The organism is Nonomuraea sp. NPDC049624 (genome assembly GCF_040675255.1).
In the GTDB taxonomy this organism is placed as follows: domain Bacteria; phylum Actinomycetota; class Actinomycetes; order Streptosporangiales; family Streptosporangiaceae; genus Nonomuraea.
In genome coordinates this window covers 199,777-217,468 of the sequence record NZ_JBFAOR010000010.1, presented here as the reverse complement: position 1 = coordinate 217,468, position 17,692 = coordinate 199,777, and the positions used below count along the sequence as shown (strand labels likewise).

Below are 17,692 nucleotides of genomic sequence, written 5' to 3'. Positions count from 1 at the left end.
CTTTCATGCGGGTAGCGGTGGCCGAATGCGCATCCAGGACTGGTTCCTCACCGAGGAGGAACGCGACAACCGGGCGACCGGCCTCGACGCGTGGTCCAGCGGCAACGACGTACGGCCGCTGATCCACGGCGCCACGTACTTCGCGGAGCTGAAGACCTGTCTGGAAGCGCTGGGCAAGGACGACCTGCTGCTGTTCGCCGACTGGCGCGGCGACCCCGACGAGCGGCTGACCGACGACGGCCCCACGGTGAGCGCCGCCCTCGGGGCCGCGGCCGAGCGCGGCGCCATCGTCAGGGGCCTCATCTGGCGCTCCCACCTGGACCGCCTGCGGTTCAGCGCGGCCGAGAACCGCCACCTGGGCGAGAAGATCGAGAACGCGCACGGGCAGGCGCTGCTGGACACCCGGACCAAGCCGGGCGGCTCCCACCACCAGAAGTTCGTCATCCTCCGCCACGACCGCGACCCCTCGGCGGACGTGGCCTTCGTCGGCGGCATCGACCTGTGCCACAGCCGCCGCGACGACGCCGAGCACCTGGGTGACCCGCAGTCCTGCCCGATGCCCGACGTGTACGGCCCCCGCCCGCCCTGGCACGACATCCAGCTCGCCATCCACGGGCCGGCGGTCGCCGAGGTGGAGAAGACCTTCTGCGAACGCTGGGAGGACCCGGCCCCCGAGACCAGGGACCCGCTGCGCCGCCTGCGCGACCACTTCAGCAAGCTGGACGACGCTCCCCCGCTGCCCGAGCCGGGCCCGCCGCCCCCGCGCGCGGGCACGCACCACGTGCAGCTCCTGCGCACCTACCCGGCCCGGCACAGCGCGTACCCGTTCGCGCCGGACGGCGAGCGCAGCATCGCGCACGCCTACCACAAGGTGCTCGGCAGGGCCAGGTCGCTGGTGTACCTGGAGGACCAGTACCTGTGGTCCACGGACGTGATCGAGCCGTTCGCCCAGGCGCTGGAGCGCGAGCCGGAGCTGCGCATGATCATCGTGGTGCCGCGCCACCCCGACCAGGACGGCTGGCTGGCCGGCCCGGCGAGCCTGATCGGCCGGGTCGAGGCGCTGGACCGGCTGATGCGGGCCGGCGGCGACCGGGTCGCGATCTACGACCTGGAGAACCACCAGGGCACCCCCGTCTACGTGCACGCCAAGGTGTGCGTGGTGGACGACGTGTGGGCGTCGGTCGGGTCGGACAACGTCAACCTGCGCTCATGGACCTACGACTCGGAGCTGAGCTGCGCCGTCCTGGACGAGCGGGAGGACCCGAGGCCGCCGCACGGCGCCCTGCGGTTCGCCCGCGACCTGCGGCTGGCGCTCATGGCCGAGCACCTGGACGAGGAGTCGGAGTCCGGCCGGGACGAGCTGTGCGACCCGGTCGCCGCGTTCGACGCGTTCGCCGAGTCGGCGGCCCGGCTGGAGGCCTGGCACTCGGCCGGCTGCCGGGGCCCGCGCCCGTCCGGCCGGTTACGCCCCCACCCGGCCCCCACGTTGTCCCGGGTGCGCAGGGCGATGGCCATGCCGCTCTACCGGTTCGCCGTCGACCCCGACGGCCGGCCGCCGGAGCTGCGCAGATCGCGGAGGTTCTGATGAAGACATTCCTGCTCGACAGGCTGGGACCACGGATGACGGTCGCGGCGCTCGCCGTCGCGCTCATCATGATCCCCTTCTCCCTGCTGCTCGTCGTGGCCAAGATGCCGCTCAACCGGCTCGACGCCGGGGTGGCCCGCGAACTGCACGAGTACGCGCTCGCCCATCCCGGCGTGACCCGGGTGCTGATCGTCTGGACCGACCTGTTCGGGCCGTGGCCGTGGCGCGTCGCGGTGGCGGCGTTCACGGTCTGGCTGCTGGTGCGCGGCAGGCGCAGGCTGGCCCTGTGGGCGATCACGACCGTGACCGCGGGCGGCCTGATCGGGCTCGGCCTCAAGATCCTCGTCGCGCGGGTGCGGCCGCACCTGCCCGACCCCGTCGCGCTGGCGCCCGGCGACTCCTTCCCCTCCGGCCACGCGGTCAACGTGACGCTCGGGGCCGGGGTCGTCACCCTGCTCCTGCTGCCGATGCTGCCCCGGTGGGGGCGCCGGCTCGCCTGGGTGCTGGCCTGTTTCGTGGTGGTCTCGGTGGGCTTCACCAGGATCGCCCTCGGCGTGCACTGGGTGAGCGACGTCGTGGCGGGGATCGTGCTGGGCGTGGCGGTGATCGCCGCGACCGCGGCGGCGTTCGAGACGTGGCGGCGCGACACGGGCCGCCGGCCCACCGCGCCGCTGACCGAAGGTATGGAACCCGAACCGGTGAAGGTGCCCGATGAGCAGAGCTGAGCATGTCCGGTACTACGCGTTGTCGCTGGTGTTACCTCTGGTGCTGATGGGCGCCGTCACGTACGGCATGGGGCTGCTCATCGTCGGCGTCCCGCAGCCCGGCGACGTGGCCGTGAGCAAGGACTTCGCCTCGATCCGCACGTCGCTGTGGAACACGCTCACCGACTACGGCACCAGCCTGTCGGACACGCCCTACGTCGTGGCGTTCACGGCGGTGGCGGTGGTCCTGTTCCGGCTGGTCTACAAGCGCTGGCGGGAGTCGATCTTCATGATCGCGGCGGTCTGGGGCCAGTCGCTGGTCTTCCTGGCCACCACCGAGCCCGTCGGCCGCAGCCGTCCGCCGGTGCCCCACCTCGACCCCGCGCCGCCCACGTCCAGCTTCCCCTCGGGGCACGTCAGCGCCGCCGTCGCGTTCTACTGCGGGCTGGCGCTGGTGCTGACGACGCACGTGCGCAACCGGGCCCTGCAGGTGGTGATCTGGACGATCGGGATCGCCGCCCCGCTGATCGTCGCCTTCTCCCGGCTCTACCGCGGCATGCACTTCTTCTCGGACGTGACGTGGGGGCTGCTGCTCGGGGTGTTCTGCGTGGTGGTGGCCGCGCGGTCCATCCTCTACCGCACCTGGGACCGACGGCCGGCGGCCGCGGAGGGCGACCGCCGGCGTCCCGCCTCCGTCCGGGACTAGCGCCGGTGGTGGGCGGGCTCGCGGCGCGCCCGCCGGCGGCCGGTCGGCCGTCCGGCGGGCCGCCCGGCCCGCCTCCTCCGCCGTCCGAGCAGGTAGGCGGCGGCCATGATCGCCAGCCCCCACGGGGTACGGGCCAGCCAGCGCGCCACGAAGATCTTCATGAACTTCCTCATGCCCGCCCGCTGCCCCCACCGGGCCCCGTGATGCGAAAGCCCGGCCCCACCAGGGACCATGCCGCCGCGGCGCCTACCATACGGCCCATGACCACGCACGGATTCACGCTCACCGCGAAGGGCCCGTTCGACTTCGGCGCCGCGCTGCGCTTCGTCGAGGACTGGCCCGCCACCAGCGCGCTGCCCTCCGACGGCCGGACGCTGCGCTTCGCCTACTGCGCCGAGTCCGACTGGCTGCCGATCGGGGTGAGCGTGACCGCCGCGCCGGGCGGCGTCGCCGTCACCACCACCCGCGCCCCCGGCCCGGCGATCCGGGGCGAGATCGCGCGCATCCTGTCCCTCGACGTGGACGGCACCGGCTTCGCCCGACTCGGCGAAGCCGACCCGGTGCTCGGCGACGTGCAGCGGGACCGCCCGGGGCTGCGGCCGGTGTGCTTCTGGAGCCCGTGGGAGGCGGCCTGCTGGGCGGTGATCGTGCAGCGCTCGTCGATGCTCATTGCCTCGCGCGTCAAGCAGCGCATCGCCGACCGGTACGGCGCCGCCGTCACCGTGGACGGGCAGGCGTACCAGGCGTTCCCGCCGCCCGTGAGCCTGGTGGACGCGGGCGGTCTCGGCCTGCCCGCGCAGAAGGAGGAGTGGCTGCGCGGCCTGGCGCAGGCGGCGCTCGACGGCGTGCTCACCACCGAGCACCTGCGCTCGCTCACCCCCGAGGACGCCCTGGCCGAACTGCGGGCGCTGCCCGGCGTGGGGCCGTTCTCGGCCGGGCTGATCCTGATCCGCGGAGCCGGCGCGCCCGACGCGTTCCCCGGCGAAGAACCCCGGCTGTTCGGCATCCTGCGCGAGGCGTACGGGCTGCCCGAGGACGCCCCCGCGGGCGCCTACCGCAGGCTCGCCGAGTCGTGGCGGCCCTACCGGTCCTGGGCCTCCTTCCTGTTCCGCGCCACCGGCTACCGGGCCGCCGCGGACTGACCGGGCCCGCGCGCATGGCCCGCGCGCCCGATGATCCTTAGAGTGGTCGCCATGACGGACGACGCCGACATCCGGGCCGGCGACCACGACCGCGACCAGGTGGCCGACAGGCTGCGGCAGGCGGTCGCCGAAGGCCGCATCAGCCTCGACGAGTTGCACGAGCGCATCGACCGCGCGTACGCCGCCAGGACGGTCGGCGAGCTCGGCGCCCTCGTCGCCGACCTGCCCGCTCTCTCCCCCGTCCCCGCCGCCGCCTCCGCCTCCGACGTGCTGGCGATGCACACCGAGCACTGGCGGGTGAGCAGGACCGGGCGGTGGGTGGTGCCGCCGCGCATCGACGTCCGGCTCGGCGTGTGGGGCACCGCGAAGCTCGACTTCCTGGCCGCCGAGTGTCCCCATCCCGAGGTGCTGGTGCAGGTGGCGATCACCTCGTGGTTCGGCGACCTGCATCTGAAGGTGCCGCACGGCTGGCGGGTGCGCGCCGACGAGGTGGTCTCCCCCGGGCTCGGGCGGGTCCACAACAAACCGGTCGAACCGCCCGCCGCCGACGCGGTGGTCCTCCGCCTCTCCGGCCACAGCCGAGGCGACATCTGGATCCGCTACCGGCCCTCCATGACCGGCTGAACACCCTCTCCCGCCGTGCCGACGGCGGGCCGCCGTCCGGGCCTGGGCGTGGTCGTCACAGGGAGGTCAGGGCGGCGAGCTCGCGCCACTCCGGGAGGGGCAGGTCGCCGGGGTCGTCGGTGAGGACCTGGAGGCACACGTGGTCGGCGCCCGCGTCGAGGTGGGCCCGTACGCGCTTCTCGATCGCCGCCGCGTCGCCGTGGGCCACGATCGCGTCCACCAGCCGGTCGCTGCCGTGCTCGATCTCGTCCTCGCCGAAGCCGAGCCTGCGCAGGCTGGCGGCCTGGTGGGGCGCCCCGGTGCGGTAGAAGGAGACGTGCTCCGTGGCCAGCTCGCGGGCCCTGGCCGGGTCCCGGTGCAGCACGACGGCCTGCTCGACGGCCAGCAACGCGCCGGGGCCCATCGCCTCCCTGGCCCGCGCGGTGTGCTCGACGGGCACGAAGTACGTGTGGGCGCCGAGCGTCCGCCGCGCCGCCAGGCCCAGCATCTTCGGGCCGAGCGCGGCCAGCACGCGGCGCGGCGCGTGCGCCGGGGCCGCCGAGCCCAGCGGGACGGCGTCCATGGCGTCGAGGTAGCCGCCCATCGTGGTCACCGCCCGGCCCAGGCTGGGGATCTGGTAGCCGTCCATCTGGATCGGCTCGTCGCTGATGCGGTGGCCGCCGAGGCCGAGGAGATACCGGCCGGGGTGGGCCTCGTTGAGCGCCCGTTCGGCGGCGGCCATCGCGATCGGGTCGCGCAGGGCGATGTTGGCGATGCCGGCGGCCACCGTGATCCGGCTGGTCGCCGAGAGCAGCAGCCACGACTGGCTCACCGAGTCGCGGCCGAACCCCTCGCCGAACCACAGGGCGCCGTACCCCAGCTCCTCGATCTCGGCCGCGGCCTCTTGCGCCACCCCGGCGGGGTGGGCCTCGAGGGCGAACGTCCACAGGCCCACCTTGCCCAGGCGGGGTCCGTCGTGGTGGTGGACGTCGTCGGTCATGGGTCACCGTCCCGTCTATGCGGAGAGCTTCTCCGGTTACGTCGGGGACTATAATCGGAGACGTTCTCCGATTCAACCCGCGGGAGTGTCCAGTGCCGGCACGGGCCATGCGCGCCGACGCGCGCCGCAACTACGAGCAACTGGTGACGGCGGCCATCGCCGTGGTCGCCGAGGAGGGGCCCGACGCCTCGCTCAACGAGATCGCCAGACGGGCCGGCGTCGGGGCGGGCACGCTCTACCGGCACTTCCCCACCCGCGAGGCGCTGCTCGCGGCCGTGTTCGAGGGGCGGCTGACCCGGCTGTGCGCGCGGGCGGAGGAGGCGGGCCGGACGCTGCCGCCCGGCGAGGCGCTGGTGGCCTGGCTGCGGTCGCTGGTCGCGCACGCCATGACCGACCGGGGGCTCGGGGCCCGGATGATGCTCACGCAGGACGGGGCGGGGGTCGACTGCTGGGCGATGTTGCGCGCCGCCGCCACCCGGCTGCTGCTGCCCGCCCAGGAGGCGGGGGCTGTGCGGGCGGACGTCGAGGTCGCCGACCTGGTCGAGCTGGCGGCGGGCATCGCCCAGGCCACCCCCGACCCGGCCCGCGCCGACCGCCTCCTCACCCTCACCCTGGACGGCCTGCACCCCCGTCCCTGAAGCCCGTACGGCCCGTCAGCGGGCCGCCGTCGTGAACGCGGACATCCCGGCGGTCCAGGCGGCCTCGATGTCGGCGCCGGGCGGGAAACGGCCGTCGAGTTCGAGCATGACCAGCCCGTGGGCCAGCCCCCAGACCGCGCGGGCGGCGGCCTCGCCCCGCACGATCCGCACCAGCGGCAGCGCCGCCCGCTCCTCCACCCCGGCGGGCAGCAGGTCCCGCGGCAGCGCCCCCGCGCTCATCAGCCGGTACAGATGCGGATGGCCCAGCGCGTACGCCCGATAGGCCCGCCCGAGCACCGCCAGCCCGCCCCCGCCGCTGTCGTGCTCGGCGCGTTCGAGGGCGGCGGCCAGTTCGCCGAGGGCGATGGCGATGAGTTCGGCCTCCACGGCGGACTTGTCGGGAAAGTGCTTGTAGAGCGAGGGCGCGCGGATCCCGAGCCGCGCGGCCAGCGCGCGCATGGTCAGCGCCTCCGCCCCGCCCTCCTCGACCAGCTCCCGCGCCGCCGCGACGATCTGTCCCGCGCGCGACGACAGCTCAGCCACGCGCGCTCCGCGGACCGTGCCCGAGGAGACGGGCGACCGCGACGTACGTCAGCCAGGCCAGCCCCGCCGTGAAGACCGGCACCCAGCCCAGCGGCGAGACCGAGTAGCCGACCAGGACGGCCAGCGGGATCCACGGACGGTGGGCGAGGTCGTGCACCACCGCCGGCCCGCCGAACCTGGTCGCGTACGGCGCCAGCACGAACAACGCCGAGCTGACCGGCGTGGCGCCGCCGTGCTTGGCCACCTCGAAGACGAGGAACGCCAGGCAGAAGGCGGCGAGCGCCGCCCACCCTGAACGGCCGGCCACTCGCCTGACGGTCACCGCGGTCATGATGCCCTCCCCAGAAGCTAACGCTGTTAGCCAGACTCTAGGCTAACGACGTTAGCCTGTCCAGGAGCAAATAAGGTGGAACCATGATCGATCGGGAGGTGGCCGTCCTCATCGGCCTGCAGGCCTCCGGCAAGTCCACCTTCTACCGGCGCTGCCTGGCCACCACGCACGCGCACGTGAGCAAGGACGACTTCCCCAACGCGCGCCGCCGTCAGCACCGCCAGCTCCGGCTGATCCGCGAGGCGCTGGAGGAGGACCGGAACGTGGCCGTGGACAACACCAACGCCTCGCCCGAGGAGTGGCAGCCGCTCATCGTGGCCGGCCGCGAGCACGGCGCGCGGGTGGTGGCCTACTGGTTCCCGCCCAACGTCAAGGCCTCGCTCCAGCGCAACGCCGAACGCACGGGCCGGGCCCGGGTCCCCGAGGTGGGCGTCTTCGCCACGCTCAGACGGCTGCGCCGGCCGCGCGCCGCCGACGGCTTCGACGCGGTGTACGCGGTGGAGTTCGACGGCCGCGGCGGCTTCCTCGTCCGCAGACAGGACGGCTGAACCGACGCCGGCTCAGGGACGGCGGGTGGCGAAGCGGTAGGCGATCTTGGCGGGGGTCAGCCAGCGCACGTGGGCGCCGTTCCGCGCCCGGCCGACCACCCGTTCGGCCAGCCACGGCGCCACCGTCTCCACCGGGTCGGCGAGGATCGCGAAGATGCGGGCCGAGCGTTGCCGCTCCGCCTGGGAGTAGCCGTGCGTCAGCAGGTCGGTGAGCACCATGCCGGGGCTGAGCAGGCCCGCCGTCACCCCGTCGGGGGCCTCCTTGGCCAGCGCCCTGGTCAGGTACGTCACGGCCCGCTTGGTGGCGCCGTAGACGGCGAGTCCGGGCACCGTGCGGCCGTCGCCGCCCAGCCCCTCCATGTTCCAGACGTGGCCGCCGCCGTCCTGCGCCGCCATGCCCGCCACCGCCACCGCGCAGCCGTTGACCGTGCCCAGCAGGTTGACCTCGGTCACCGCGCGGGCCTCGGCGGCGGGCAGCCGCCACAACGGGAGGCGGTCGTGGGAGATGCCGGCGTTGTTGACCCAGATGTCCACCCGGCCGTGCCGCCGTACGGCCTCGTCCCAGAGCTCCTGGAGGCGGGCGCGGTCGGCGACGTCGGCCACGACGGCCGGCCCGCCGAGCTCGGCCCCCGCCGCGGCCACGCGGTCCGGGTCGGTGCCGCACACGGCGACCCGGTGGCCGAGGGCGGTCAGCGAGCGGGCGAGGCCGAGACCGAGCCCGCGGGTGCCGCCGGTGATCACGATCGACCGGGACGCGCTCACGCCTCGTGCTCCTTCCTGGCCGCCACGGTCGCCTCGATCGCGTCCGCGAGGAACCTGCCGACGACCTCCCGCTCCGCCGGGGTGAAGGCGTCGATCGCCGCGGTGAGGCGCCGGACGAGCGGCGCGAAGAACGCGCCCGCCAGCTCGACGGCCTGCTCGTTCAGAACGACCTCGACCCTGCGGCGGTCGCCCTCGTCGCGCCGCCGCACGACGTGGCCGGCCTGCTCCAGCCGGCCGAGGAGGGCGGTCGTGGCGGGGGCCGAGAGGTTCAGCGCGGCCCCCAGCCCGCCGGGCGAGAGCGGCCGGCCGGCGAGGTGGGCGTCGAGGATGACCACCAGGGCGTTCATGTCGGTCCTGTGCAGCCGGTGCCCGACCGCGAAGCCCTCCACGAACCGGTCGCTCTCCACGTTGAGCCGGCGGATGAGGACCATCAGGTCGTAGGCCGTCATGTCACCCCTTATATTTCTATCGTGGAAGTATTCCATCGTGGAAAGAAAACGTTAGCCGCGATCCGCCCCGAGACGGTACTCCTCGCGGGGGTGGTCGCGAGCGCCGTCCTGACCGGCCTGATCTGGTTCCTGGGCCGGTGGCTGGACGACGTCGTGCTGCTGCCCGACCAGGGCGCGTCCTGGTACTACTGGAAACTGCCCGAGCCCACCGTGTGGACCAGGCTGTCGGCCTGGGCCGGTTACGCCGCCCACCAGCTCGTGTTCTGGTGGCTCATCCACCACGCCCAGACCCGGGTCCGCCGCTACTCCGCCGGCCTCCACCCGGTCAACGTCGTCGCGCTGGCGGTGAACGCCGGGTTCGTCGCCCTGCACACCGTCCAGACCCAGCTGTTCTACGACGGCCTGGCCCAGGACGTGTCGATCTACAGCTCCCAGGGCTCGGTCGTCCTCCTGCTGGTCGTCGTCCTGATCATGGAGAACCGGCGGCGCGGCCTGTTCCTCGGCAGGCCCGCGCCCATCAGGCGGGAGATCGTCGACTTCGCCCGCCGCTACCACGGCTACCTGTTCAGCTGGGCGGCGGTCTACACCTTCTGGTACCACCCGGCCGAGTCCACGCCCGGCCACCTGATCGGCTTCTTCTACATGTTCCTGCTGCTGCTCCAGGGCAGCCTCTTCCTCACCAGGGCGCACACCAACCGCTACTGGACGGTGACGCTGGAGCTGGCCGTCGTGGTCCACGGCACCCTGGTGGCCGTCATGACCTCGGGCCCGGACGGATTGTGGCCGATGTTCCTGTTCGGCTTCCTCGGCGTCTTCGTGATCACCCAGATGCACGGCCTGGGCCTGTCCCGCGCCGTCCGCTGGGCGCTGACCGGCTGCTACGCGGCGGCCCTGCTCGCCGTGTACGCCCTGCGCGGCGACCTGGCCGGCACGAACGAGGCGATCAGGATCCCGGCCATCGAATACCTGCTGGCCGGCGTGCTGGCCCTGCTCGCCTGGGGAGCCGGCCGCCTGTGGGCGCTCAGAGCGGGAGCGGGATCCGGTCGAGGAACCAGTACAGGCTGACCGCCACGATGGACAGCGACACCGCGGCCACCGTCCAGCGGGCCGCGGCCGTCCGCCGCAGCAGCACGAGCAGCGGGAAGAGCACCGCGATGATCGCGAGCTGGGTCACCTCGATCCCGACGTTGAAGCTCAGCAGCGACAGCAGCAGCTCCCACGACCCGCTCTCGCGGATGTCGAGCGCGCCCGCGAACCCCAGCCCGTGCACCAGTCCGAAGGCGAAGACGACGGGCAGCCGCCAGGCTCCCGGCCGGTCGCGGCCCAGCAGGTTCGCCAGCGCGACGACGACGATCGAGGCGGCGATCACCGGCTCGACCACCGCCGCCGGCACGGCCACCACGCCCATGGCGGCCAGCAGGAACGTGATGCTGTGGGCGACCGTGAAGGCCGAGGCGGTGACCACGACGTCACGCGCGCCGCGGGCGCCGATGATCAGGGTGAGCAGGAAGAAGACGTGGTCCAGCCCGAGCACGAGGTGCTCGACGCCGAGCAGGAAGAACTCCCCGACCTGGCCGGCCGCCGCCCGTTCGGCCAGGCGCAGGGTCGGGCTCGCGGCGGTCAGGACGGCCGACCCCCGCTCGCCGGCGAGGTCGTAGCGCAGGAGCGTCTGGGTGCTGTGGACGAAGGTCTCGGCGTCGGGGAACAGGGCGCTGGAGATCGTGTGCTCGCCGCCGTCCACCGCCGGGCAGGCGTAGGCGAGGGTCAGCGTGGCGAAGGCGGCCTTGCCGCGCGGGTGCACGTCCGCCCCGCCCACCTGCCGGGGGACGCACGGCCGGCCGGCGCGGGCGACGGCGAAGCGGCGGGTGACGTAGCCGAACACGGCGTCGCGGTTGACCGCGAGCTGCCGCAGCTGCTCGGCCCGCTCCACGGCCTCGTACGCCTCGGCATAGAGCCAGGCGGACTTCATCAGCAGGTCGTACTCCAGGTCGAGCACGACCCTGACGTCGGTGGCCGTGCCGGTCACCTCGGCGTGGGCCTTCGTGGTCGCGTCGTGCGCCGCCGCCGGGGCGGGATGCAGCAGGTCGGCCAGCGCCGCGCAGAGGATGACGGCCAGGACGACGGCGTACGGCCAGCGCCAGCGAGGCATGTCTCGGGTCTCCAGGATCAGGGGGAAGGGCGCCGCCCCGGGCGCGGGCCCGGGGCGGCGAGGGGGACGGATCAGCGGGTGAACCAGCGGTACATGGGCGAGTCCTTGTCCCACTTGCCGGGACGGCCGTGCTCGTCCTTGGTGACGAAGACGCTGGGCTCGGACGCGGTGACGCCGCCGCCCGCGGAACGGGCCGTGACGAACCAGGCGTAGGCCGTGTCGTCCTTGAGGTGCCGCCACGTCACCGAGGCGACCTGGCCCGAGGCCGCGGTGCTCCGGCCGATGATCTTCGTCGGCTTGTAGAGCGCCAGGGAGTCGGTCCTGAAGGTCGTCGTCCGGGTGGTGAGGTCCACGGGCAGGACCATGTTGTCCTCGCGCCCGTCGTAGCGGCGCAGCGGGTCGAACTCGCCGGCGCCGAAGTCGCCGAGCAGCGGCGAGTAGGTGTCCACGCTCAGCTCGGCCCGCTTGACGTCGAACTGCAGCAGCCGGAAGTAACTGGCCCCGAACTGGAGCTGGTCCTCCGGCTTGTAGCCGCCGACCTCCGTGAGCCCGAGCCGGTCGGCCGAGACCGTGTAGAACTGGTAGTCGGCCAGCAGCTCGACCACGCCGTTGCCGACCTGGCCGACCTTCGGTTTCACGTTGGTGCCCACGCCGTGCTCGTGACCGGCCAGGATGAGGAAGACGTTCGGGTTCTTCTCCACCACCGTCTTGTAGAGCATCGAGCCGTCGGGGGCGGAGAAGGCGGCGCCGCGGCCGTCGGGATGGGTGCTCGGCACGAGGTAGTCGTGCGAGAGCAGGATGCCGTTGCGGCCCGGGAACTTCTTGAAGACCGAGTCGGCCCACTCGGCCTCCTCCCTGGTCACGCCGTACGACAGGCCGACGACCACGAAGTCCAGGCCGCCCGCGGAGAACAGGTCGTAGTGGTTCTGGTTGTCGCCCTCCTTCCACGGGCCGCCGTACTTCGCGTGCCGCCAGCCCTGGGAGGCGTCCTGGTAGCGGGACGGGCCGTAGTACTTGTTGTAGATCGCGCCGGGGCCGTCCTCGGTGCCCGACTGGTTGTCGTGGTTGCCGGCGATGACGCCGTTCGGGATGTTGGCCTGGTCCAGCACGCGCTGCTGCTTCGACGACACCTCGAACTCGCCGACGACCTCGCGCTGCGTGGCCTCGTCGGCGGGCTTGCGGATGTTGTTCTCGATGATGTCGCCGGTGTGGGCGACGTAGGAGATCTTGCGCTGGTCCTTGTTGGCGGTGATCCAGTTGACGATGCCGGCGTAGGCCGACTCCCATACCGCGCGCTCCTGCGGGGTCTCCTGCTCCACCGCGCCCTCGGAGATGTACTGGGTGTCGGTGAAGTGCACGATCGAGAAGTCGTACGTGGCGGGGTCGGCGAAGCCGTTCGGGTTGCCGGGGTCTATGTCGTCGGCGAACGGGTCCTCGCCGGTCACCATGACGTGCACCTGCTGCCGGTCCACGTACTCGGGGCCGACGACGGCGGTCAGGACCGTCCTGCCGTCGGCCCCGCCGCGGGCGCTGGTCAGCAGGTCCCACGCCTTGGCCTCGGTGGTCCAGGCCCGCAGCGAGGCCAGGCGCTCGGGATCGACGACGCCCTCCCAGCGCAGCACGGGCGCGTCCACGTGGCCCTGCACCTTGACGTCGAAGCGCTGGTAGACGAGGTCGCGGCCGGTGGGGGCGTCGAGCGTGCGGCCGTCGCCGGGCTCCAGCCCGTCGGCCCTGATCCGCTGCTCGCCCGGCACCTTGAGCGTCGTGGGCAGCGTCGTGGCCGTGCCCTGGTACGCCTCGTCCGGGGTGAGGATCCTGGCCTCGGAGAAGGTGGCCGTCACCGGGCCGCCGCCGGGCTCGCCGACCTTGGCCGACAGCGTGACGGGGTCGGTCACGTCGGCCGTCCCGGAGGCCGGGGTCAGCTCGGCGGGGGCGTCCGGGATGCCGGCCGACTCGAAGACGATCTCCCGGGCCGCGGTGTTGCCGAGCCCGTCGGCGCCGGTGACCGACAGCGTGTGCCGGCCCGCCTTCAGCCCGGGGCCGATCCGGGCGCCCAGCTCCACGGCCTGGCCGTCGAGCTTGACGTCCGGCCCGGACACCACGCCGGAGGCGTCTTCGAGCCTGACGTCCAGGACGACCGTCGCGGTGATCTTCTCGTCCGCGGCGGGGACGCTGCGCGCGACCTTCGGCGCGGAGTTGTCGGTGATCAGGACGCGTTCGGCGGTCTGGCCGGAGGTGGACCTGGCCGCCAGGGTGTGCCGGCCGTCCTTGATCGCGGTGGTGTCCAGGTCGGCGCGCAGGCCGCGAGCCGGGGCGTCCACCAGGAACTCCAGGTCGATCTCCGTCAGCAGGTTCGCGGTGTCGCCGCAGTTGCCGTCGCCCATGCTGTAGGACGGCTTGACCATCTGCCCGGCCGCGGTGCCCTGCGCCGGGGTGAGGACGATGTTCGAGATCGCGAAGTCGTCCCGGTTGGCGCCGCAGGACGTCGGGTACGTGCCGGCCACGAAGTCGATCGTGTTCCAGCCGGGCACGAGGTACTCGTTCGGGATCGGCAGGTCCACCCGGCGGCTCACGAAGTCGCCGTCGAGCACCACCTTCTGGCCGTTGACCAGCACGAAGTTCTGGTAGCGGGCCTCGATCGAGTTGCTGCCCACCGTGAAGCCGAGCGTCGCCCGGCCCGCGCCGAGCGTCTCGGTGACGTGCACGGCGGGGGCGTCGATCGTGTAGCGCAGCTCGGCCTCGCGCGGGAGGGCCTGGTCGCTGCCGCAGTCGCCGTCGCCCAGCGCGTACGAGGGCTTGACGTCCTTCCCGGTCACCGTGGCGCCGTCCAGGGTCAGGGCGAGGTTCGCGATCGTGAAGTCGTCCCGGTTGACGCCGCAGGCGTCCTTGTAGTCGCCGGTGACGACCTTGATCGTGTTCTCGCCCGGCGTCAGGAACCTGGCCGGGACCGCGACGGTCACGCGCCGGCTCGCCCAGGTGCCGCCCAGGTCGATGCGCTTGCCGTTGACCAGCAGGAAGTCGTCGTACTTGTCGTCGATCGAGTCCGCGCCGACGTCGAAGGCGAGCATGGCGGCGCCGTTGCCGAGCGTGGCCCTGGTGACCGGCTTGCCGCCGTCCACGGTCAGCGACTCGACGCCGCCCGCGCCGGCCGCCGGGACGGTCGCGTTCACCGTCTTGACGCCGGCCACGAGGGTGCCGTCGGTGGGCAGCAGCCGCGGCGCGCCGGCCGGGGCGTTGTTCACCGTCACGGTGTTCCGGACGGTCGCGCCCGCCGCGGTGGCGGCGCTGAGGACGTGCTCGCCGTTGGCCAGTTCGGTGGTGTCCAGGTCGGCGGCGAGGCCGGTCGTGCCCCGCGGGTCGGACTGGGTGAAGAACGTGAGCGTGGCGCGCTTGAGCAGCGTGGGGTTGCTGCCGCAGTTGCCGTCGCCGAAGTTGAGCGTGTACGGGTTGTCCTCGCCGTCGGCCACCTCGCCGAGCAGTTCGAGGCCCACGTCCGAGAGCACGAAGTCGTCATAGTTCTGCCCGCAGGACGACTGGATCGTGCCGACCACGATCTCGACCGTGTTCTCGCCCTTGACCAGGTGTTCGTTCGGGATCTCGATGATGGCCCGCTGGTTGGCGAAGTTGCCGATCTCGGCCTTGTAGGCGCCGTTGACCTGCACGTAGCTGTGGTACTGCGCCTCGGTGGAGTTCGAGCCGACGTCGAAGGCCAGCTTGGAGACGCCCACCGTCGCGGTGGCGGTGACGGGGTTGCCGTCGAGGTCGAGCTTCGTGACGCTGTCGCCGGCCGTGACCGGGACGGCGGCGACCTTCGCGGTGCCCTCCAGGTAGGAGCCGGTGGCGGGGGTGAGGGCGGGCGGGGCGGGGGTGCTCGTGGGGGTGGGGGTCGGCCGTCCGCGGCCCTGCTCACCCGGGTCGGCGTACGCCGCCGTCACGAAGCCGCCCACCAGCACCGCCGCGAGCGCGGTGGTGACGGCGAGCCGTCCCCTGCTCCTCGAACCGCCTGATAACTGTCGTGCTGCCATCGGCTGCATCGGGTCCTTCCATGACGTTCACGGGCAGCCGATGAGGCGGCGTGCCCTTCGAGCGGACACGTTGGAGCGCACGGGTGAACGTTGTGCATGGAGAGACTGAAGGGGCGGGGAACTGTCTCCTCATTCTGGTCATCTGTCCACAGACAGGAACAACCCCGACAAGAGAGACGGCGTGACCCGCGGCCCGAAGGCCGGGTGTCACGCCGTCGTGCCGGTCAGGCTCAGCTCTGGTGCCCCGGGAGGTTCTTGCCGTCCTGGGGCTTGTTGCCGGAGGACTTCTTGTCGGCGCCGGTGCGGCTCTGGCTCGAGGAGCTCCGGCTCTTGTCCTTGTCCTTGTCGCCCGTCTTCGTCTTGCGGGCCTTGCTCTGCGCCATGACGGTTCCTTTCTTCGATACGCGGAGTCAGCGGGTCGCTTGGCTCCGTAACTGCGCGTGCCCGTGGCCCGGACGGTCATACGGCAGGCCGGTCAAGCTTTCCTCAATAGGCCGAAATATCCATACATGTGCCGCCGGGCGTCAGATCTCGATCACGGCCTTCCCCGGCACCCCGCCGCGCTTGTCACGGAACGCCCGCCCGGTCTCGGCCAGCGGGTACACCGCGCCGACGTGGGCGCGCAGCAGCCCCGCCCCGGCCCGCGCGGCCAGCTCGGCGAGCTGGGCGCGGTCGGGCTCGACGATGAAGAACACCGCCCGCCCGCCCTCGGGCACGACCGGCGGCGGCGCGGTGATCGAGACCAGCGCGCCGCCCGGCTTCACCTTGGCCGCCGAGCGGGCGAGCAGGTCGCCGCCGATCGTGTCGAAGATCAGGTCCACCGGCTCGACCGCCTCCTCGAACGACTGCCGCTCCAGGTCGACGAACTCGTGCGCCCCCAGCTCCACCGCCAGGCCCGCGACGCGCCCCCGTCCGGTGGCGACGACGTGCGCGCCGGCCCGGCGGGCGAGCTGGACGGCGAGCGTGCCCGTGCCGCCGCCCGCGCCGTGGACGACGACCGTCCGGCCCGCCTCCAGGCCGCCGTGCGTGAACAGGCCCTGCCAGGCGGTCAGCCCGGCCAGGGGCAGCGCGGCCGCCTCGGTGAAGGTGACGTTCGCGGGGATCGGGGCCAGGTCGCGCGCCTCGACCGCGACGTACTCCGCCGCGCCGCCGTCACGGTGCCAGTCGGTCAGTCCGAAGACACGGTCGCCCACGGACAGGCCGGTGGTGCCGTAGGCGACCTCGGACACCACGCCGGCCACCTCGTGGGCGGGCACGGACGGCGCCCGGTCCCGTCCGGCCCGGTCGGTCCAGGTGCCCGGCCAGTCCAGCTCGTCGGGCACGAAACCGGCCGCGTGCACGCGCACCACCACGTCACCGGTGGCCGGGCGCGGCACGGGCACGTCCTCCAGGGTCAGGTCGCCGCCGGGCCGGTGAACGCGTATCGCTCTCATGGTCATCGCCTCTCCGTTCCTCGTCATTGTCGGCGACAGGACGGGACAGCGGCCCGGAGTGTGACAGCGACGCGCCGGTCAGGGCCAGGCCCACCGGATGCCGACCAGGCCCGGCTGGAGGGCGGCGGCCATCAGGTGGACGGCGTGCTGGGCGTTCAGCGTCAGCTCGGAGGCGGTCAGCTCGCCGCCGCCCGGTCCGCGGCGGGCGAAGCGGTGGATGCGCACCGGCAGCTCGACCGGGTCGAAGGCGACGCGCAGCACGTACTGGCCGGCCGGGAAGCGGAAGCCGCGCTCGTAGAAGCAGGACTCGGCGCCGCTGAGGTCGGTGATCTCGTACCGCAGCACGTGGGTGTCGCCGACCCGCAGCGACCGGTCGAACAGCAGCTCGGCGACCACCGTGGCGGTCTCGCCGTCCCTGGTGACGCGGCCGACGCGGCAGTCCTCCAGGGCGGCGACGGTGACCCGGTCCACGTCGCAGCCGGCGTCGCCGCGGTAGATCATGATGTAGCGGTCGGCGCCCTCCTCGTGGGCCTGCACCACCTGCGTGGTCTCGCGGGTGGTGAGGCTGCGGTCGGGGCCGATGCGCAGCGACTCGTACATCACGGCGATGTGCAGGCGGCGGTCGTCGGCAACCGCGTCCAGCTCGTCCAGCATGGCGGAGACCACCTGGGCGGGCCGGAACAGGGTCGAGTACGCCACCCCGGGCGCGCGGCCGCGCGGCCTCGGCGGCCCGAGCAGCCCGACCAGCGAGCGCGGCGGCAGGTCGAGGATCTCCTCCAGGGCTCCCACGGCCCGCAACGACTCCTCGCGCTCCGGCCGGCGCAGGCCCTGCTGCCAGTAGCTCAGCGTGCTCACCCCGACGTGCAGGCCGCGCTGCGCCAGCCGGTGGCGCAGCCGTTCGAGGGTCAGCCCCCGCGCTCCGACCGCGGCCCGCAGGGCGACGTGAAAGGGGCCGGCGCGCAGCGCGGCCTGGAGCTCATCCGCCACGTTGTGAATGTTCACAGATTTCCACAGATTCGTCATCACTTCATGAACGTCATGAAATGTCACCTTCCACAGTGATCTGTCAGGGAA

Annotated in this window: 19 protein-coding genes; 8 read left to right on the top strand and 11 right to left on the bottom strand. The window is 72.9% G+C overall.

Annotation, left to right across the window (positions count from 1 at the left end; genetic code table 11):
• Positions 1-25: 25 nt before the first annotated feature.
• From AB0J76_RS37515 to AB0J76_RS37505, 3 genes are read left to right on the top strand one after another with little or no spacing between them, the layout of a single operon-like run.
• Positions 26-1,585 carry a phospholipase D family protein gene (locus AB0J76_RS37515; protein WP_352323516.1) on the top strand — a complete coding sequence of 520 codons (1,560 nt, stop codon included), beginning with the start codon at positions 26-28 and terminating at the stop codon, positions 1,583-1,585.
• A complete protein-coding gene (locus tag AB0J76_RS37510) occupies positions 1,585-2,310 on the top strand; it encodes a phosphatase PAP2 family protein (RefSeq protein WP_352323517.1) in 726 nt (241 codons plus the stop codon). Before AB0J76_RS37515 ends, AB0J76_RS37510 begins: the two co-directional genes overlap by 1 nt.
• The gene (locus AB0J76_RS37505) at positions 2,297-2,995 is read left to right on the top strand and encodes a phosphatase PAP2 family protein (RefSeq protein ID WP_364392406.1); all 699 of its coding nucleotides are present in this window, start codon (positions 2,297-2,299) and stop codon (positions 2,993-2,995) included. The genes AB0J76_RS37510 and AB0J76_RS37505 overlap by 14 nt, the downstream gene beginning before the upstream one ends.
• On the opposite strand, the gene AB0J76_RS37500 is transcribed toward AB0J76_RS37505, so the two are convergent.
• A complete protein-coding gene (locus AB0J76_RS37500; RefSeq protein ID WP_352326064.1) occupies positions 2,992-3,168 on the bottom strand; it encodes a DUF6203 family protein in 177 nt (58 codons plus the stop codon). The two genes, AB0J76_RS37505 and AB0J76_RS37500, sit on opposite strands and share 4 nt — an antisense overlap.
• An 87-nt stretch (positions 3,169-3,255) precedes the next feature.
• Here AB0J76_RS37500 and AB0J76_RS37495 point away from each other — a divergent pair, with 87 nt between their 5' ends.
• Both AB0J76_RS37495 and AB0J76_RS37490 read left to right on the top strand, forming a co-directional pair.
• Positions 3,256-4,137, top strand: a complete 882-nt coding sequence (locus AB0J76_RS37495; protein ID WP_352326065.1) for a hypothetical protein — start codon at positions 3,256-3,258, stop codon at positions 4,135-4,137.
• A gap of 51 nt (positions 4,138-4,188) precedes the next feature.
• Positions 4,189-4,761, top strand: coding sequence for a DUF1707 domain-containing protein (locus AB0J76_RS37490; protein ID WP_352326066.1), 573 nt, complete (start codon positions 4,189-4,191; stop codon positions 4,759-4,761).
• A gap of 55 nt (positions 4,762-4,816) precedes the next feature.
• Here AB0J76_RS37490 and AB0J76_RS37485 read toward each other — a convergent pair whose 3' ends face one another.
• Positions 4,817-5,740, bottom strand: coding sequence for a TIGR03620 family F420-dependent LLM class oxidoreductase (locus AB0J76_RS37485; protein WP_352326067.1), 924 nt, complete (start codon positions 5,738-5,740; stop codon positions 4,817-4,819).
• A 92-nt stretch (positions 5,741-5,832) separates the two neighbouring features.
• Between AB0J76_RS37485 and AB0J76_RS37480 the strand changes: the two genes are divergently transcribed.
• Positions 5,833-6,378 (top strand): helix-turn-helix domain-containing protein, encoded by a 546-nt coding sequence (locus AB0J76_RS37480; protein WP_352326068.1) that lies wholly within the window; start codon positions 5,833-5,835, stop codon positions 6,376-6,378.
• Between the two features lie 15 nt (positions 6,379-6,393).
• Here AB0J76_RS37480 and AB0J76_RS37475 read toward each other — a convergent pair whose 3' ends face one another.
• Together AB0J76_RS37475 and AB0J76_RS37470 are read right to left on the bottom strand one after the other, a co-directional pair.
• Positions 6,394-6,921 (bottom strand): TetR/AcrR family transcriptional regulator, encoded by a 528-nt coding sequence (locus AB0J76_RS37475; protein ID WP_352326069.1) that lies wholly within the window; start codon positions 6,919-6,921, stop codon positions 6,394-6,396.
• Entirely contained in the window at positions 6,914-7,252 is a 339-nt protein-coding gene (locus tag AB0J76_RS37470) for a hypothetical protein (protein ID WP_352326070.1), read from the bottom strand. Before AB0J76_RS37470 ends, AB0J76_RS37475 begins: the two co-directional genes overlap by 8 nt.
• Positions 7,253-7,335: 83 nt before the next feature.
• Between AB0J76_RS37470 and AB0J76_RS37465 the strand changes: the two genes are divergently transcribed.
• Positions 7,336-7,800, top strand: a complete 465-nt coding sequence (locus AB0J76_RS37465) for an AAA family ATPase (RefSeq protein ID WP_352326071.1) — start codon at positions 7,336-7,338, stop codon at positions 7,798-7,800.
• Positions 7,801-7,812: 12 nt separating this feature from the next.
• On the opposite strand, the gene AB0J76_RS37460 is transcribed toward AB0J76_RS37465, so the two are convergent.
• A complete protein-coding gene (locus AB0J76_RS37460) occupies positions 7,813-8,562 on the bottom strand; it encodes an SDR family oxidoreductase (protein ID WP_352326072.1) in 750 nt (249 codons plus the stop codon).
• The gene (locus tag AB0J76_RS37455) at positions 8,559-9,011 is read right to left on the bottom strand and encodes a MarR family transcriptional regulator (protein ID WP_352326073.1); all 453 of its coding nucleotides are present in this window, start codon (positions 9,009-9,011) and stop codon (positions 8,559-8,561) included. The genes AB0J76_RS37460 and AB0J76_RS37455 overlap by 4 nt, the downstream gene beginning before the upstream one ends.
• Before the next feature lie 90 nt (positions 9,012-9,101).
• Here AB0J76_RS37455 and AB0J76_RS37450 point away from each other — a divergent pair, with 90 nt between their 5' ends.
• Positions 9,102-10,076 (top strand): hypothetical protein, encoded by a 975-nt coding sequence (locus AB0J76_RS37450; protein ID WP_352326074.1) that lies wholly within the window; start codon positions 9,102-9,104, stop codon positions 10,074-10,076.
• Here AB0J76_RS37450 and AB0J76_RS37445 read toward each other — a convergent pair.
• The 5 genes from AB0J76_RS37445 to AB0J76_RS37425 form a co-directional block, all read right to left on the bottom strand.
• Positions 10,033-11,160, bottom strand: a complete 1,128-nt coding sequence (locus AB0J76_RS37445) for a HupE/UreJ family protein (protein ID WP_352326075.1) — start codon at positions 11,158-11,160, stop codon at positions 10,033-10,035. The genes AB0J76_RS37450 and AB0J76_RS37445 overlap by 44 nt on opposite strands.
• A gap of 71 nt (positions 11,161-11,231) precedes the next feature.
• On the bottom strand, positions 11,232-15,185 hold the full coding sequence (locus AB0J76_RS37440; RefSeq protein ID WP_352326076.1) for a metallophosphoesterase: 3,954 nt from the start codon (positions 15,183-15,185) through the stop codon (positions 11,232-11,234).
• A gap of 230 nt (positions 15,186-15,415) precedes the next feature.
• On the bottom strand, positions 15,416-15,568 hold the full coding sequence (locus tag AB0J76_RS37435) for a hypothetical protein (RefSeq protein ID WP_352326077.1): 153 nt from the start codon (positions 15,566-15,568) through the stop codon (positions 15,416-15,418).
• A 141-nt stretch (positions 15,569-15,709) separates the two neighbouring features.
• Positions 15,710-16,618: an NADP-dependent oxidoreductase gene (locus AB0J76_RS37430; protein WP_352326078.1), complete on the bottom strand. Its 909-nt coding sequence runs from the start codon at positions 16,616-16,618 to the stop codon at positions 15,710-15,712.
• A gap of 78 nt (positions 16,619-16,696) precedes the next feature.
• A complete protein-coding gene (locus AB0J76_RS37425; protein ID WP_352326080.1) occupies positions 16,697-17,605 on the bottom strand; it encodes a hypothetical protein in 909 nt (302 codons plus the stop codon).
• Positions 17,606-17,692: the final 87 nt, after the last annotated feature.